Source organism: Marinobacterium aestuarii, assembly GCF_001651805.1.
In the GTDB taxonomy this organism is placed as follows: domain Bacteria; phylum Pseudomonadota; class Gammaproteobacteria; order Pseudomonadales; family Balneatricaceae; genus Marinobacterium_A; species Marinobacterium_A aestuarii.
The window spans coordinates 36,993-52,160 of the sequence record NZ_CP015839.1; the positions used below are offsets into that span (position 1 = coordinate 36,993).

9 protein-coding genes are annotated in these 15,168 nt (G+C 63.7%); 5 read left to right on the forward strand and 4 right to left on the reverse strand.

Annotation, left to right across the window (positions count from 1 at the left end; all coding sequences use genetic code 11):
• Positions 1 to 18: 18 nt before the first annotated feature.
• The 3 genes from A8C75_RS00150 to A8C75_RS00160 all read right to left on the reverse strand — a co-directional run bounded on the left by A8C75_RS00150 (position 19) and on the right by A8C75_RS00160 (position 3,916).
• A complete protein-coding gene (locus A8C75_RS00150) occupies positions 19 to 1,104 on the reverse strand; it encodes an imelysin family protein (protein ID WP_067376393.1) in 1,086 nt (361 codons plus the stop codon).
• On the reverse strand, positions 1,105 to 2,544 hold the full coding sequence (locus A8C75_RS00155; protein ID WP_227819791.1) for a di-heme oxidoreductase family protein: 1,440 nt from the start codon (positions 2,542 to 2,544) through the stop codon (positions 1,105 to 1,107).
• Between the two features lie 79 nt (positions 2,545 to 2,623).
• Positions 2,624 to 3,916 carry an imelysin family protein gene (locus A8C75_RS00160; RefSeq protein ID WP_067376399.1) on the reverse strand — a complete coding sequence of 431 codons (1,293 nt, stop codon included), beginning with the start codon at positions 3,914 to 3,916 and terminating at the stop codon, positions 2,624 to 2,626.
• A gap of 547 nt (positions 3,917 to 4,463) precedes the next feature.
• Between A8C75_RS00160 and A8C75_RS00165 the strand changes: the two genes are divergently transcribed.
• From A8C75_RS00165 to A8C75_RS00180, 4 genes are all read left to right on the forward strand, one after another.
• Positions 4,464 to 6,074, forward strand: coding sequence for a di-heme-cytochrome C peroxidase (locus tag A8C75_RS00165; RefSeq protein WP_067376402.1), 1,611 nt, complete (start codon positions 4,464 to 4,466; stop codon positions 6,072 to 6,074).
• A 39-nt stretch (positions 6,075 to 6,113) separates the two neighbouring features.
• A complete protein-coding gene (locus A8C75_RS00170) occupies positions 6,114 to 8,435 on the forward strand; it encodes a di-heme-cytochrome C peroxidase (protein ID WP_067376405.1) in 2,322 nt (773 codons plus the stop codon).
• The gene (locus A8C75_RS00175; RefSeq protein ID WP_067376408.1) at positions 8,432 to 10,528 is read left to right on the forward strand and encodes a patatin-like phospholipase family protein; all 2,097 of its coding nucleotides are present in this window, start codon (positions 8,432 to 8,434) and stop codon (positions 10,526 to 10,528) included. The genes A8C75_RS00170 and A8C75_RS00175 overlap by 4 nt, the downstream gene beginning before the upstream one ends.
• A gap of 132 nt (positions 10,529 to 10,660) precedes the next feature.
• The gene (locus tag A8C75_RS00180; protein WP_067376411.1) at positions 10,661 to 12,478 is read left to right on the forward strand and encodes a sensor domain-containing diguanylate cyclase; all 1,818 of its coding nucleotides are present in this window, start codon (positions 10,661 to 10,663) and stop codon (positions 12,476 to 12,478) included.
• Positions 12,479 to 12,485: 7 nt separating this feature from the next.
• Here A8C75_RS00180 and A8C75_RS00185 read toward each other — a convergent pair whose 3' ends face one another.
• Complete coding sequence (locus A8C75_RS00185) at positions 12,486 to 13,034, reverse strand: gamma carbonic anhydrase family protein (RefSeq protein ID WP_067376415.1); 549 nt, start codon at positions 13,032 to 13,034, stop codon at positions 12,486 to 12,488.
• A 100-nt stretch (positions 13,035 to 13,134) separates the two neighbouring features.
• Between A8C75_RS00185 and prlC the strand changes: the two genes are divergently transcribed.
• Positions 13,135 to 15,159 carry an oligopeptidase A gene (prlC, locus tag A8C75_RS00190; RefSeq protein ID WP_067376418.1) on the forward strand — a complete coding sequence of 675 codons (2,025 nt, stop codon included), beginning with the start codon at positions 13,135 to 13,137 and terminating at the stop codon, positions 15,157 to 15,159.
• Positions 15,160 to 15,168 lie beyond the last annotated feature (9 nt).

Genomic DNA, 15,168 nt, shown 5'->3' on the forward strand with positions numbered 1-15,168 from the left:
AGACTGAGCTGGCACAGGTTAGTCCCCGTCACGGCTGTTGAACCCCAGTTGTGCGTTAATGGCAGGCATGGCGTTATAGAGGGCGTGATCCAGCTCTTTCAGGGTGGCTGAAACGGCTTTCAGCTGGGCATAGCTGTCGGCGTCCTGCAGTGCGGTGGCGAAGTCGCCGGGCACCGCCTCCAGCTGGCTGCGCGCCTGGCTGAAGAGCCCGCTTATCTGGTCGGCCTGGGCACTGGCACCCTGCTCTCGCAGGATCAGATCAAGGCTGGGGGTCCCCTCTGCGTAGAGTGCCTGCAGTGCCGTCAGGTTGGTGTTCAGGCTGCGAAGTGATTGGCCGCTGCGCCAGTTTTCGGCGCGTTGCAGTCGTGCCGCGGGCTGATCATTGCCCAACACCAGTTCCAGCTTGCTGTCGCGGATGACTTCAATCGGTTGCACCAGGGAGCGCAGCAGTTCAAGGCTGAGATCCGGCAGCCCCAGGGAAGAGACTTCGTCGTCATCTTCAGTGGCCTGGCCTGCGAAATCCGGGGTCTGCCATTCGCTGTGCATCGCCTGGGCGGTGTTGGCCAACTCGGTGCTGATGGCGATTGCGAGGGCGCAGGCATTGGCTTGCTGCTGCAGCCGTGGCAGCGCACCTGCGTCATAGAACAGGCGCTCCAGCGCCGGGAACCCCTTGATCGATACGCTGGCATGGCGGAAGAAGTCCGCATCATAGTTGCCGGCGTCTGGCCCCTGCAGCGCTTCTTTGAGCTGGCGGCCGATGATGCCCTTGCGATCCGGCCAGAACTGGATGCCATAGTTGCGCATCAGCAGCTGAACCGGGCCGAACTGTACATGCTGGATGCCCTGCCAGGCCTGCAGACTGGCTTCGAAGGCTTGGCGCAGCTGGGGAAAGTCGGCGCTGCTGCGGGTCTCGCACCAGTGCGCGCTGGTGTCGGCCAGGGTCTGGCTCTGCAGCGCCAGTTGCTGGTAACGGGGCTGGATATGGCCGCTGATGGCACTGGCATTGAAGGCATCCCAGTCGATGGGCGTTGCTGCCTGGGTCAGGCCCGTGAGCAGCAGGCTGGAGCCTGCCAGCAGTTGGGTGAGTCGAGAGGAGCTGTGCATTTAGAGTGACTCCAGAAAACGTATCAATTGGGTTCGTTGAGGGGCCGGCATGGTGACGACCCGTTCGCGGGCGGCGCGGGCTTCGCCGCCGTGCCAGAGCACGGCTTCAAGCAGGTTGCGGGCGCGGCCGTCGTGCAGAAAATAACTGTGTCCGTTGACCGCCGCGGTCTGGCCTGTGCCCCAGAGCGGCGCGGTGCGCCACTCGCGGCCGCTCGCGGCGAATTCGGCGCGCTCATCCGCCAGGCCCGCGCCCATATCGTGCAGCAGCAGGTCGCTGTAAGGCCAGATGGACTGGCGGCTCAGGGCCGGCAGTTGCAGGTTCTCGGCGGTAACGAAGTGCGGCTGATGACAGGCTGCGCAGCCAACGTCCTTAAACAGTGTCTGGCCGGCCAGTACCTCGGGGTCAGCGGCAGAGGGGCGCGGCGTTACGGCTAAATGCTGGCTGTAGAACAGCAGCCAGTCGAGCATCTGTTGCGAGGCTTCGAGCCCGTCCTGCCCCGGAGTATTGCCGTCGGGGGCCTCTGTGCAGGCTGTCTGCCGTGGGCTGCAATCGCCGCTGGCAAGGGGAAACAGTGGGTTGCCGATGCCGATATCGCCTTGCAGTGCGCTGCTGTTCTGTTGTGCAAGGCTCGGATTACCGGCTTTCCAGCCAAAGCGCCCCAGGCGGGTGGTCTGGAGGGCCTGGTCCCAGACACTGTTGGGGCGCCCGGAGATGCCATCGCCGTTGCTATCATCTGGGTCGGCCAGGCTGAGAATATCGGCGTCGCTGATCTGCTCCAGCAGGCCGAGCCCCGCCATGGCGGGCGCGATACGCGGAGACATCTGCAGTTCGGGGTGCAGTGGGCCATGGGCTGGCGCCAGAATGCGGTAGCTTGGCGTGCGCAGCCAGGCCTCTTCACCACCCGATAGCGCAACACGGGCTTCCTCGTAGCTGACCTGCAGTTGCCCCTCGGCCACCATGCCTGGCACGGCGAAGGTTTGCAGCTGGGTGCCATAGGCGGGTTCCGGTATTACGCCACGGCGGCGCAGCAGTTCCGGATCGGCGTCCTTGTCGATCGGGATACTCAGACGCAGAAACAGTGAAACAGAGTTGTCATTCGGGCCTGCGGGGGGGCGCCCACGGCCGTTGTTGATATGACAGCGCTGGCACGAACGGGCGTTGTACAAAGGGCCCAGGCCATCGCTGGCGGTGGTGGAGGAAGGGGATGAAACCCAGAGTTTGCGAAAAATGGCCCGCCCGAGGGCGAAGGTCATCTTGTCGTCAAAGGCAAGATTGGCGGCGCTGCCGGCAAAGGCGCCCGGGGACCTTGACAGGGGTTTGGTGGTTGCACCGCCGGGGCGTGTTTCCGTCAGGGTTTGTGGTTGTTCAGATTCAGACGGCGGGCGAGCGACATCCGCCGCAGCAATCATGGCCGGGCCGAGCAGCAGTACAGCACTCAACAGGCAAGGTCTCATGGGCTTAGGACAGTGCCCGGCGCTTGGCGTCGGGGCTTGTCGTGCAGTCTCTTAGGCAGCGGCGTTACGGGGCCTGTACGGCGGCCGGGTTGTCCAGGCTGTCGGAGCCCTCAACATTGACCTGACCCAGCTCGAGGCGGGCAATGACTTCTTCGGTGGTGCGCGTCTGGGCGATCAGGGAGTCGACAAAGGCCTGGATGCGGGCGCCGCCGGCGGTATTGCCGGGCGCTATCATGACATCATAGGGCTCGCCGGCTGCGGCGGAATCCACCATCACCTGGGCGGCCAGCTGGGTCTGATCCAGCTGCTGGCGCAGGCGCTTGTCCAGTTCAGGGTCGACGCTGGCGACCAGTGCCGCCAGCGAGGGGCCTTGCATCAGGCTGCCGTCGATACGGCTGTATTTGCCCAGGTAAACATTCTGGATGCCTTTGGCATCATAGAAGTGCGACCAGTGGGTGTTGTCCGAGAAGCAGTCGTGCTCTTCTTCCGGGTCATGCAGCATCAGGCCCAGCTTGGTGCGCTCGCCGGCCAGTTCGCCGTAGGCCAGGCTGCCCATGCCGGTGGTGATAGTGGCCAGGCCGTCGGTCACCGACTTGGCCGTCAGTTCGCTGCGGGCGGCGCCACTGGCCTGCCAGTTGCCCACCATTTCTTCCAGGTCCTGCACCAGCAATGCGCTGGCCGCACGCAGATAGTCGCCGCGCCGGTCGCAGTTGCCGCCGGTGCAGTTGCTGCTGTCGTAATCGGTGGCGGGCCTCTCGCCGGCACCCAGCGTCATGCCGTTCAGGTCCTGGCCCCAGAGCAGAAACTCGATGGCGTGATAGCCGGTGGCGACGTTGGATTCGACGCCGTCGATTTCATGCAGAGATGTGGACAGCAGCTCAGGTGTAATGGTGCTGGCATCCAGGGTACGGCCGCCTATTTGCAGGATCGGATTGGCGATGATGTTGGCGCTGTAGAAGGGGTTTTCGTCCGATTCTTCGCCGTAGCTGTCCGTGGCGACGTAGTCGATCAGACCCTCGTCCAGCGGCCAGGCATTCACGCGGCCTTCCCAGTCATCGACGATGCTGTTGCCAAAGCGGAAGGCTTCGGATTGCTGATAGGGCACACGGGCCGCGATCCAGGCACTGCGGGCTGTCTGCAGCGTCTGCTCGCTCGGCGTGCTGATCAACTGTTCAATGGCGCTGTGCAGGGCACGGGCGCTTGTCAGGGCGTCGCTGTAGGTTGCCAGGGCCAGGTCCGCATAGTGCGTCACTATGGCCTGTGAATCCACGGAAGTATCGGTTCCGGCGGCCTGGGCCTGAGTTGAGCCCAGCATGCAGGCCAGCGAAAGGGACATCAGGGTGCGATTGAATGGCATTGTGCGTGTTCCCGGGCTCAGCGAATGTTGAGGCAAATGCTAAACGGAATGCGAACCGTTATCAATGGTGGTGTCCAGTTGGCGCGAATCAATACCGGGAATCCACACCTTTTCGGACCCTCTATTGCAACTAACCAATTGTATTGCCGAAGAAAAATAAAAATTACCCGAGCCTGCCTAATGACGGCCGTCCCCACAGGACGCCAATGCCCTCCCGCCCATCCTGCTGATTCTGGCGCTGCAGCGGCTTACTAAGGGGCCCGCCCTAGTCCGAGATCGGTTCGATAGGTCAGCACGGGGCGGTTCAGGTGACGCCGGCGATCACGAAAAGATTGAAGGCATCTGCAAGCTCTGCGAGACTCTGGGGTCGGCCTGTATGGCGCGGCAGCTCCCCGGTCCAGGTTGTGTAACCTGAAGCAGAAACAGGCCGCGAAGGTCGCGCTGACCGGCGCTACTTTACCCTGCGCGGCATACCTCATGCGGTGAGCCGGAGCCGGCGGAATATCGCCAACACCAACGCCTGACGAGACGCCACCAGGGACGGACCATGAACAAGACAAGACAAGCGATTTCGACCGTCGCCCTCAGCATCTGCGCAGCCCTGACCTGCAGTCTTGCCGTGGCCGCCCCAGCGCCAGTGCAGCTTGAGCAGGGCTGGGACGCGGCGGCGCGCGACGAAGTGCATCACCTGAGCTTCGGCTCCCGCATCCTTCCCTACGCCTGGTTGCTGCACCTGGAGCGCGCCGACAGCACTGAGTTGCTGCGCAGCGACGGTTACCTCGACAGCCTGGGCTTCATCCCGACCGGGGCCAGTGCCGCCAACCCCGATGCGCTGCCGATCGGCTTCAGCCGCACCAGCGATGACAACGGCGACGTCTGGGCGGGTCTCACCTGCGCCGCCTGCCATACCGGTGAGCTGAGTTACCAGGGGCAGCAGGTGCTGATCGAGGGTGGCGCGGCGCTGATCAATTACAGCGGCCTGGAGCAGGCACTGGTCGATGCGATTACGGCCACCCTCGGCGACGCGCAGAAATTTTCCCGCTTCCTCGCTGGCGTACAGCCGGCCGACACCGCTGTGCTGCGGGGGCAGCTCGAGCAGCGCCTGGGCTACCTGCAGCAGCGCCAGCGAACCAATGCGTCCGAAACGCCCTATGGCCCGGGCCGGCTCGATGCCTTCGGGCAGATCTTCAATACGGTCGCTGTCGAGCTGCTTGGCCTGCCCGCCAACGCGCGGCCGGCAAATGCCCCGGTGAGTTTCCCCTTCCTCTGGGGTGCCTCGCACCTGGATCTGGTGCAGTGGAACGGTTCGGCGCCGAACCAGGCCCCGGGGCCCCTGGTGCAAAACGTCACCACTGCACTGGCCGTCTATGGCACTGCTGATCTGAAGGACTATTCGGGAAGCGCCGGCTACCCGAGTTCGGTTGAGCTGGTCAACCTCGGCACCCTGCAGGATCACTTCTACCAGCTGCAGGCGCCCCGCTGGCCGGAGGCACTGTTCGGCGCGCTGGATGAGACGCGGCGTCAGCACGGCGAGACGCTGTACAGCGACAACTGCCTGCGCTGTCATGCGCTCAGTGATCGTGCGCAGCCGGATCGCGAGCTGCGTGCGATCCTGGTGCCGCTGGCCGAGATCGGCACCGATGCCACCATGGCGCGCAACTTCATCGACGCCACCGCTGCCACCGGGGTGCTTGAAGGGCGCGACCAGATGGTGCTGGCTGGCACGTCCTTCGGCGCCGAGGCCCGCACCGTCGACCTGGTAGTTCACGCTGCCATCGGCGCTACGCTGCGCCACCCGCTGGATGCCGTCAGGGCGTCGCTCGAGGGTTATCACGCGGTCTACAGCGCGCAGGTCAGCAGCAACCCCGAATTCTACAAGGCCCGCCCGCTGAGTGGCATCTGGGCCTCGGCGCCCTATCTGCACAACGGTTCGGTTCCGAACCTGCACGCCCTGTTGCTGCCGCCTGAACAGCGACCTGCGAGCTTCGGGCTGGGCAGCCGCGAACTGGATCCGGTGGCGGTGGGTTATGTGGATGATGCCGGCGGCGACCGCTTCGATACCCGCCTTGCGGGTAACAACAATGGCGGCCATGTCTACGGCACCGGCCTGAATGAAGAAGAGCGTATGGCCCTGATCGAGTACCTGAAAAGCCTCTGATCACGGCCCCTGGAACAACTGACGTAGCTGGTAAGGATAATGACAAGAAGAAATACCCCTGGGTCGCTGAGTCTCATGGCCCGTCTCTGGCTGCTGATTGGCAGGCTACTGAAACGGCTGCTGCTGCTTGCCCTGATGCTGGTACTGGTGGCGCTGGGTGGCTTTGCCTGGTATGTGCTCTGGCCGGTACAGGGGATGGCACCGCTGGAGTCGGTTGATGAGCTGGTCTACCTCGACCAGGGCTGGAACAGCGACGATCGCCAGACCTACTACTACACGCCCCAGGGCACGTTCATGCCCCAGGGCGCGAGCCTTGGGGCGGTGCGCTACGATTGGTTTGTGCACCTGCGACTGCCCTTTTCCGAGCAGCGCTTGGCTGATCCCGAGTACCTGCGCCGCTATCGCTTTCTGGTGGACCCGGCGCCGACGCCGCAAAACCCCGACCGGCTGCCGGTCGGCTTCACCCGGCATTTCGATACGCAGATCGGCGAAGAGGTGCTCGATATCACCTGCGCGGCCTGTCACAGTGGCCAGCTGCACTACAACCGCGGCGACAAAAGCTACGCGCTGCGCGTCGATGGTGGTCAGGCAATGCATGCCCTGACCGACAGCGCCCGGGGGCAGTTTGCACCGATGCTGCTGGCGTCTCTGGCCTATACCACGGTCAATCCGCTCAAGTTCGACCAGTTCGCCCAGGATGTTCTGGGCAGCCGCTATCCGGCCGGCAAGGCGCAGCTGCGCAGCAATCTCTGGACGTCGCTGCAGCATTTCCTCAGTGATCCGCAGAACAATCCGTTCAAGCACCTGTATCCGGTCGAAGAAGGCTATGGCCGTACCGATGCGCTGGGACGGATCGGTAACACCGTCTTCGGCGACCACCTGATCGAGCAGAACCTGCAGGTCGGCTCGGCGCCGGTCAGCTACCCCTATCTCTGGAATATCTGGAAGTTCGACTGGGTACAGTACAACGGTTCAGTGGCGCAACCGCTGGCGCGCAACATCGGTGAGGCTCTGGGGGTCGGCGCCCGGTTACCGCTGTTGAGCGATACCGGTGCGCCCTTGCCGGCCAGCGAACGCTTTCGCAGCTCCGTCCGGGTGCCGGATCTGGTGCGGATCGAGGGGCGGCTGCAGCAACTACGCCCGCCGGTCTGGCCGGAATCGGTTTTCGGGCCTGTGGACCAGGGTCTGGCGACCACCGGGCGCGAGCTGTTCGTCGAGAACTGTCAGGGCTGCCACGGTCCCCACGAGGTGAGCCGCGCCCGCCAGCAGGCAAATGCGCCGCTCAAACCCTCGTCAGCGCTGGAATGGCGCATCGAGGTGGTCCCGCTTGAGCATGTAGGCACAGATCCGGCCGCTGCCCAGGGCTTCCTCGAACGCCACTATGACCTCAGCCCCACCGGCCTGACCGACGCCGATCTGGAAAACACGTTGCGGCCGCTGCTGTACCGCCAGCTGGTGCGTGGTGTCCGCTATCGCTTGCGTGAAGTGATCCGGTTGCGTGAACAGCAGGCGCTGCCGGTGGACGGGCTGCCGCTCATCCTCGCCGGCTATCCGTCCGAAACCGCTGAGGCGACAATTCCACAGTCGACCTTCGACGCCATCGGTCGGGCGCTGGCTGCACTGCCGGGCGCGCTGCCGCGGGTGCCCGACGCCGCGGCCGGCGCGCCGGACCCGCTGGAGTGCGACCTCGACTGCCAGACGGTGGCGCTGTTGTGGCATCTTGACCATGGTCAGCCCCAGGCTGACGCCACGCTTGCGGCGCTGGACGTTCGCCGCCTCAGCGAAGGCGAGGCGCTGGGCGTCACCGGTGTGCTGATCAAGAACCGTTATTATCAGGACCATGGCATCGGTTACGAACAGCAGCAGTGCCTCGAAGGCTTCGGCACCCTCGATCTGCCGCAGCAGATCGCGGGCTACAAGCCACGGCCGCTGGCCGGTGTCTGGGCCACGCCGCCCTTCCTGCACAACGGTTCGGTGCCGTCGATCGACCAGTTGCTGTCGCCGCCGGAAGCCCGCGACACACGCTTCCTGCTGGGGTCACGTCAGTACGACCCGGAACATCTGGGGTACCTGGTGGTTCGCGCCGATGACGCCAGCGGCGAGGAACGTGGTTTCTGGTTCGACACCTCGCGCGAGGGCAACGGCAATGGCGGCCATGCCTTTAGCGCCGATCCCGCGCTCTGGGCGCGCCACCAGGCGGCTCCGGACGAATATCCGCTGCCGTCCGGTGTCATCGGGCCCCTGCTCAGCCAGCATCAGAGGATGGCTCTGCTGGAGTACCTGAAGATCCATCGCGACAGCCCGACCACGCCGGCAGGCTACCGGGCGACCGACTGCGGCCTGATGAGTGGCGTGCTATGAACGATCTTGGCAGCGGCGACCTGGCGTCGCCCGAGGCGCCCCGTTATACCCGGGACTTCGACGCGGTGCAGCGTGAAGAGCGGCAATGGATCAGGCAGCGGCGCCGGGCCACCGGCACAGTGCCGGACGATGCGCCTGTGGTCGGCCTGGCGCTGTCGGGCGGCGGCATCCGTTCGGCGACCTTCAACCTCGGCATCCTGCAGGCGCTGTCCCGCCGTGGGCTGCTGCCCCAGGTCGACTATCTGTCGTCGGTGTCCGGCGGCGGCTATATCGCCTCCAGCCTGAGCTGGCTGCGCAGCCACTTTCCGCTACGACAGCATCGCGACGTCGGTGCTGCACCGCTGGCCGAGGGCGGAGGTACGGTGCTGGACTGGCTACGTGCCCAGGGCAATTATCTGATCAACGGCCGCGGTTTTTCCGGCTGGACCCTGGGCGCGGCGATCCTCGCCGGCTCGTTGCTGAACCTGATCGTGCTGCTGCCGCTGCTGCTCGGGCTGGTTGCCCTGGCCAGTACCAACTGGACCGAGCGCCAGTGGCCGACCTGGCTGCACCTGCCGGGCGCCAAGGTCATCGCGGGCCACGACGGTTTCATGCTGCTGTTCTGGGCAGGGCCGCTGTGCCTGGGGCTCTATCTGGCGACGACCTTGCTGTTTGCGCTCAGCTCGGCGCCGGTGCTCGAGCGGCGCTTGCCAATGGATCGTCTTCGTACCCTTATGGGGGCACTGCTGGCCGCGGCCGTTATCACTACCGGCATCGGCCTGCTGCCGGTGTTCACCGGGCTGGAAGAATCAGTGCTGCACTACTTCGACCACCAGGGACTTGCCGGGCTGAGCCGCCACCTGACCTACCTTGGGCCCTTGCTGATCGGGGCGCTGGTGGTAAGGGCTGCGCGGGCGAGCCGGGTGGGCTCCCTCGCGGTTGTCGGCGTCTCGCTGCTCTGTTATGGCCTGCTGACGCTGCTCTATCACCTCAGTGCGCACACGGGACTGGTCGGCTCCGCGGCATTTTACGGCTGGCTCGGCCTGTCGCTGACGCTGGCGCTGGTCTGCAATATCAACTCGCTGTCACTGCACAGCTATTATCGCGGCCGGCTCGCCCACGCCTACCTGCCGGAGGTCGCGGCAGCGGGCTCCGGGGAGGATCCGCTGCACTTTCGTCTTGCCGATGTCCGGCCCGACAGTGGTGCTGCATTGCACCTGATCAACTGCACGCTCAATACCAGCAGTTCGCGGCGCGAAAAACAGCGCAGCCGGCGCGGAGAGTCGCTGGTGCTGAGCCCGCTCTATTGTGGCTCGGCCGCGACCGGCTTTCGCCACTGCGATGATTATCTGGGTGGCAACCTGAGCCTGTCGACGGCCTTTTCGATTTCGGGCGCGGCGGTGGACCCCAACACCTACGTCACCAGCTCCCGGGCGCTGAGCTTCCTGATGACGCTGCTGAACCTGCGCCTCGGCTACTGGGCCCGCAATCCGGCTGCCGAAGGGCGCCGGGGCTGGCTGCCGGGCTGGTACCGTTACATGTTCCGGGAATTGACCGGCCGCGGCCTGGCGGAAACCGAGGCGGAGATCCACCTGTCCGACGGCGGCCACTTCGAAAACCTGGGGCTCTACGAACTGGTGCGTCGTCGCTGTCGCTATATCGTCGTCTGCGATGCCGGCGCGGATCCGGACGGCACCCTGTTCGATCTGGGCCGGGCGATCCAGCGGGTGCGGGCGGACTTCGGTGTCGAAGTCGAACTGGGCATCGAGGCGTTGCACCACGGCGATCCAGCGCCGGGCCCTGCCTGCCTTCCCGGCCGTATCCGCTATGCCGACGGCTCGCAGGGCGAGGTCCTGTATATCAAGACCGCGCTGTGCGCGAACCTGAGTGCCGACATCTACGCCTACTGGCGGGCCAACCCGAGTTTTCCGAACCAGGCCACGGCCGACCAGTTCTTCGACGAAATGCAGTTCGACAGCTACCGTCAGCTCGGACTGGAACTGATGTCCGGCCTGCTGGCCGACGGGGACGATACCTTCGAGGCGCTGTTTGCCCGGCTGCAAGGTACTGATATTGCCGACAAATCGGTAGCGTCGGTGCCGGCAAGTCGCTAGATTAGACTTTCGGATAATACTTTCGGTCGCAGGGAGCGGGCCGTACGCTTTTGATTAACCGTTGCGTGGGGCGGGAGCTGCCGCCGCGCCTTGGCAAGGAGCGCCGTCGCTACGGCTGCGTAATCAGATCCCATGATACTCGCCCAGATACCCAGAACACTGGCTCCTGCGCATCTGTACAGTCTGCTGCTAGTGTTGTGCGCACTCGGCGCAGGCCTGATAACGGGGCTGGCACATGCTCAGGCTGGCGCCGCGACGCCCGCCCTGCTCGTGCAGGATCTGACGCGGGCCACGCTCAGGCCCTATCTTGAGCTGCTCGAAGATCCCGGTGCCAAGCTGACCTTTGACGATATCCGCGGCCCGGATCTCGTCCAGAATTTCGCAAACCTGGGGCTGCAGTCGCCCAATTTCGGTTTCACCGACTCTGCCTGGTGGGTACGATTGCGTCTGGACAACCCCGACGACAAGACGGTGCCGGTGATTATCCGGCAGGACTATCCGCTGATCGACCGTCTCGACTTCTGGTCGCAGGACGCTGACGGACACTGGCAGCAACTCGCCACCGGCGACCGTCTTCCTTTCGGTACCCGGCCCATCAATAACCGTACCTTTCTGTTCCCTGTCGAACTGCCGCCGCACAGCGAACGCACCTATTACCTGCGCTTCGAGACCCAGGGCGCGATGAATATCGGGCTCTTCGCCCATGGCCCCAACGATCTGATCGATCAGATCTCCCACGAATATCTGGCGCTGGGGGTCTACTACGGCGGCTTTATCGTGCTGCTGATTTATAACCTGATCATGTTCGTGACAGTGCGCGAGCGCACTTTTGCCCACTATCTGCTGTACGTGCTCAGCTACGGCCTCTACATGTCGGTGCACAACGGGCTGAGCTTCCAGTACCTCTGGCCCAACAACACCTGGCTGGCGAACCAGAGCCTGCTGCTACTGCTGGCGCTATCGCTGCTCGGGTGTATCCGCTTTACCCGGACCATACTGTCATCCGCCTCGCTGGCGCCGACCGCGGATCGCATCGCGGCCTTGCTGGAGCTCTGCATGGTGGGCGCCTTTCTGGTGACACCTTTCCTGAGCTATCGCACCCTGATTGTGCCGATGGCACTGATGACGGCGCTGATCTGCCTGCACATGCTGCTGATGGGGTCTGTCACGCTATGGCGGGGATCGAGGCCGGCGCGTTATTACATGGTGGCTTTCACGGCGCTGCTGGGCGGCGTGCTGGCCTACATGCTCAAGACCTTTGGTCTGCTGCCACACAATGGCATTACCCAGAATGCTTTCCAGATCGGCTCTCTGGTGGAAATGGTACTGCTGAGCCTGGCGGTGGGCAGTCGTATCAGCGAACTGCGCCAGCGCAGCTATATCGACGCCCTGACGCAGTTGCATAACAGGCGCTACTTCAATGACCAGGTAGCGTCGGAGTTCTACCGCGCGCGCCGGCGCAAGCAGCCGCTGTCGCTGGTGGTCCTGGACATCGACAATTTCAAGGCCTTCAACGACAGTCATGGTCACGCCGAGGGTGACCTGGCACTGAAGGCTGTGGCGCGCACCCTGGGCAGCTGTCTGCGCAAGCCCAACTGTCCCTGCCGTTACGGCGGCGAGGAGTTCGTGGTGATCCTGCCGAATACCTCCGAGGCCCAGGTGGCGGTGCTCGCCGAGCGCATTCGCCGCGAGGTCGAGCGGGCGACCGCCGCCAGCTTCGGGCTGACTGTCAGTGCCGGCCATGCCACCCTGCAGGGCTCAAGCTTCGGCAACCCTCTGGATCTGTTCGTGGCCGCCGATTTCGCCCTCTATGCCGCCAAGGAGGGCGGGCGTAACCGGGTGGTCGACTATCGCAACTGCGAGTCCAAACGCAAGGGCGACGGGCTGGCTGCCGCAAAGACGTCGCCGAGCCCGTTCGCGCAGCCGGCGATGGACCCCCCGCCACGCTGAGCCGGCATCAGGGATCCTGGCTGTAGGGTTCCTGCAGATGCTGATCCTTGAGGCGGACATAGTTGCCAGCCGTGTAGCTGAAATAGGCCAGTTCCTTCTCGGTGAGCGGGCGCACCTGTTTTGCCGGCCGGCCCACATAGAGGTAACCGCTGTGCAGTGTCTTGCCCGGCGGCACCAGGCTGCCGGCACCCAGTACGACTTCGTCCTCAATCACGGCGCCGTCCATGACCATGGCACCCATGCCGATCAGGATGCGGCTGCCGATGGTGCAGCCATGCAGCATGGCCTGGTGGCCGACGGTGACATCGTCGCCAATCAGCAGCGGGAAACCGTCGGGATTGAAAGGCCCGGCATGGGTGATGTGCAGCACCGAGCCGTCCTGAATGCTGCTGCGCGCGCCTATGCGAATGCGATGCATGTCGCCACGTATAACCACCAATGGCCAGATGGAACTGTCATCACCAATGGCGGTATCGCCCAGTACCACGGCGCTGGGATCAACGAATACACGCTCGCCCAGTACCGGTGTCATGCCCTTGAAACTGCGAATCTTCATGCTGCCTACCTGTCGAAAGCCTGTTGAAATCCTGTCCCGATCCCCCATTGTATAGGGATGGTTCCGTTTTGGCCCCGTCACGCCCTGGAGATTCGATCGAATGAGCAACCCGCTGCTGCAGCAACCTGAACTGCCGACTTTCAGTGCCATCAAGCCCGAAAATGTGGAGCCGGCGATCGACGAGTTGCTTGGCCGCAACCGGGCGGGCATCGAAGCACTGTGCCAGGCGACGACGCCGCCGGACTGGAACAGCCTGGTGGCGCCACTGGAGCAGCTTAATGACGACCTGTCCCGGGCCTGGTCACCGGTGTCACATATGAATTCGGTGGTAAACGGCGATGCACTGCGCCAGGCCTACAACGCCTGCCTGCCCAAGCTGTCCCAGTACTGGACGGAATTGGGACAGAACCAGCAGCTGTTCGAGGCCTTCAGCCATCTGGCAGAGAACGACCAGTCTCTGGACGGCCCACAGCGCAAGGTGGTGGCCAATACCCTGCGGGATTTTCGCCTGTCGGGCATAGCCCTGCCGGCTGAAGGCCAGCAGCGTTACGCCGAACTGCAGCAGCAGCTGTCACTGCTGACCACCCGTTTCTCGGAAAATGTACTGGATGCCACCAACGCCTGGAGCCTGCTGCTTACCGATGAATCTGAGCTTGCCGGCTTGCCTGAAATGGCGCTGGCCGGTGCGCGCCAGAGCGCCGAGGCCCGCGAGCAGCAGGGTTGGCTCTTTACGCTCGACTTCCCGTCCTATTTCGCCGTGGTCACCCACGCCGATAACCGCGACCTGCGCCGCCAGCTGTACAGCGCCTATGCTACCCGCGCCTCTGAGCTCGGAACCGATGCTAAGTGGGACAATACTCAGCTGATCAACGATATTCTCGCGCTGCGTCACGAGCTGGCCCAGCTGCTCGGTTTTGGCAACTATGCGGAGTATTCGCTGGCGACCAAGATGGCGGAATCGACCGATCAGGTGATCGGCTTTCTGGACGACCTCGCCACCCGCGCCCGCACGGCGGGGCAGCAGGAATACCGTGAACTGTGCGACTTTGCCCGCGAACACTATGGTCTGGAAACCCTTGAGGCCTGGGACCTGGCGTACTGCAGTGAAAAGCTCAAGCAAGCGCGCTACGAGGTATCGCAGGAAACCCTGAGACCCTATTTCCCGATGCCCAAGGTGCTGGATGGCCTGTTTCAGGTGGCCGGGCGTCTGTTCGATATCCAGATTGAAGAGGTGACGGAGTTTGATCGCTGGCACAAGGATGCACGCCTGTTCAACGTCTTGCGCAAGGGTGAGCGTCTGGCCAGCTTCTACCTGGACCCCTACGCCCGTGACAACAAGCGCGGCGGTGCCTGGATGGATACCTGCCGTATTCGCCGTCGTCTGCCCGATGGCCAGCTGCAGTTGCCGGTCGCCTATCTGGTATGCAACTTCACGCCGGCGGTGGGCTCGAATCCGGCGCTGCTGACCCATAACGAAGTGACCACCCTGTTCCATGAGTTCGGTCACGGTCTGCACCATATGCTGACGCAGATAGAATGCGCCGATGTCAGCGGTATCAATGGCGTTGCCTGGGATGCGGTGGAGTTGCCGAGCCAGTTTATGGAAAACTGGTGCTGGGAGCCTGAAGCCCTGCAGCTGATCTCAGGCCATTACCAGACCGGCGAAGTGCTGCCCAAGGCGCTGCTCGACAAGATGCTGGCGGCGAAGAACTTCCAGTCAGCCATGTTCATGGTGCGCCAGCTGGAGTTTTCCCTGTTTGATTTCCAGTTGCACCGTGACTTTCAGCCCGGCGTAACCAATGTGCAGCAGTTGCTGGATGGTGTGCGCGAGCGGGTTTCGGTGGTACCTGTGCCGGACTTCAACCGCTTCCAGAACAGCTTCAGCCATATCTTTGCCGGTGGCTACGCCGCTGGTTACTATAGTTACAAGTGGGCCGAAGTCCTGTCGGCGGATGCCTTTTCCCGCTTCGAGGAAGAGGGTATCTTTAGCCCCCAGGCCGGTGCGGATTTCCGCAGCAATGTGCTTGAGATGGGCGGCTCCCGTGAGCCGATGGAGCTGTTTGTCGCTTTCCGTGGCCGCGAGCCCAGCGTCGATGCGCTGTTGCGTCACGCAGGCATAGTCTGAGTCTCCATT

Bases quoted from the DNA above. Each gene is read 5' to 3' on its own strand.
- A8C75_RS00180 (WP_067376411.1), top strand. From the start codon at position 10,661: ATGATACTCGCCCAGATACCCAGAACACTGGCTCCTGCGCATCTGTAC.
- A8C75_RS00185 (WP_067376415.1), bottom strand. From the start codon at position 13,034: ATGAAGATTCGCAGTTTCAAGGGCATGACACCGGTACTGGGCGAGCGT.
- A8C75_RS00170 (WP_067376405.1), top strand. From the start codon at position 6,114: ATGACAAGAAGAAATACCCCTGGGTCGCTGAGTCTCATGGCCCGTCTC.
- prlC (WP_067376418.1), top strand. From the start codon at position 13,135: ATGAGCAACCCGCTGCTGCAGCAACCTGAACTGCCGACTTTCAGTGCC.
- A8C75_RS00150 (WP_067376393.1), bottom strand. From the start codon at position 1,104: ATGCACAGCTCCTCTCGACTCACCCAACTGCTGGCAGGCTCCAGCCTG.
- A8C75_RS00175 (WP_067376408.1), top strand. From the start codon at position 8,432: ATGAACGATCTTGGCAGCGGCGACCTGGCGTCGCCCGAGGCGCCCCGT.
- A8C75_RS00165 (WP_067376402.1), top strand. From the start codon at position 4,464: ATGAACAAGACAAGACAAGCGATTTCGACCGTCGCCCTCAGCATCTGC.
- A8C75_RS00160 (WP_067376399.1), bottom strand. From the start codon at position 3,916: ATGCCATTCAATCGCACCCTGATGTCCCTTTCGCTGGCCTGCATGCTG.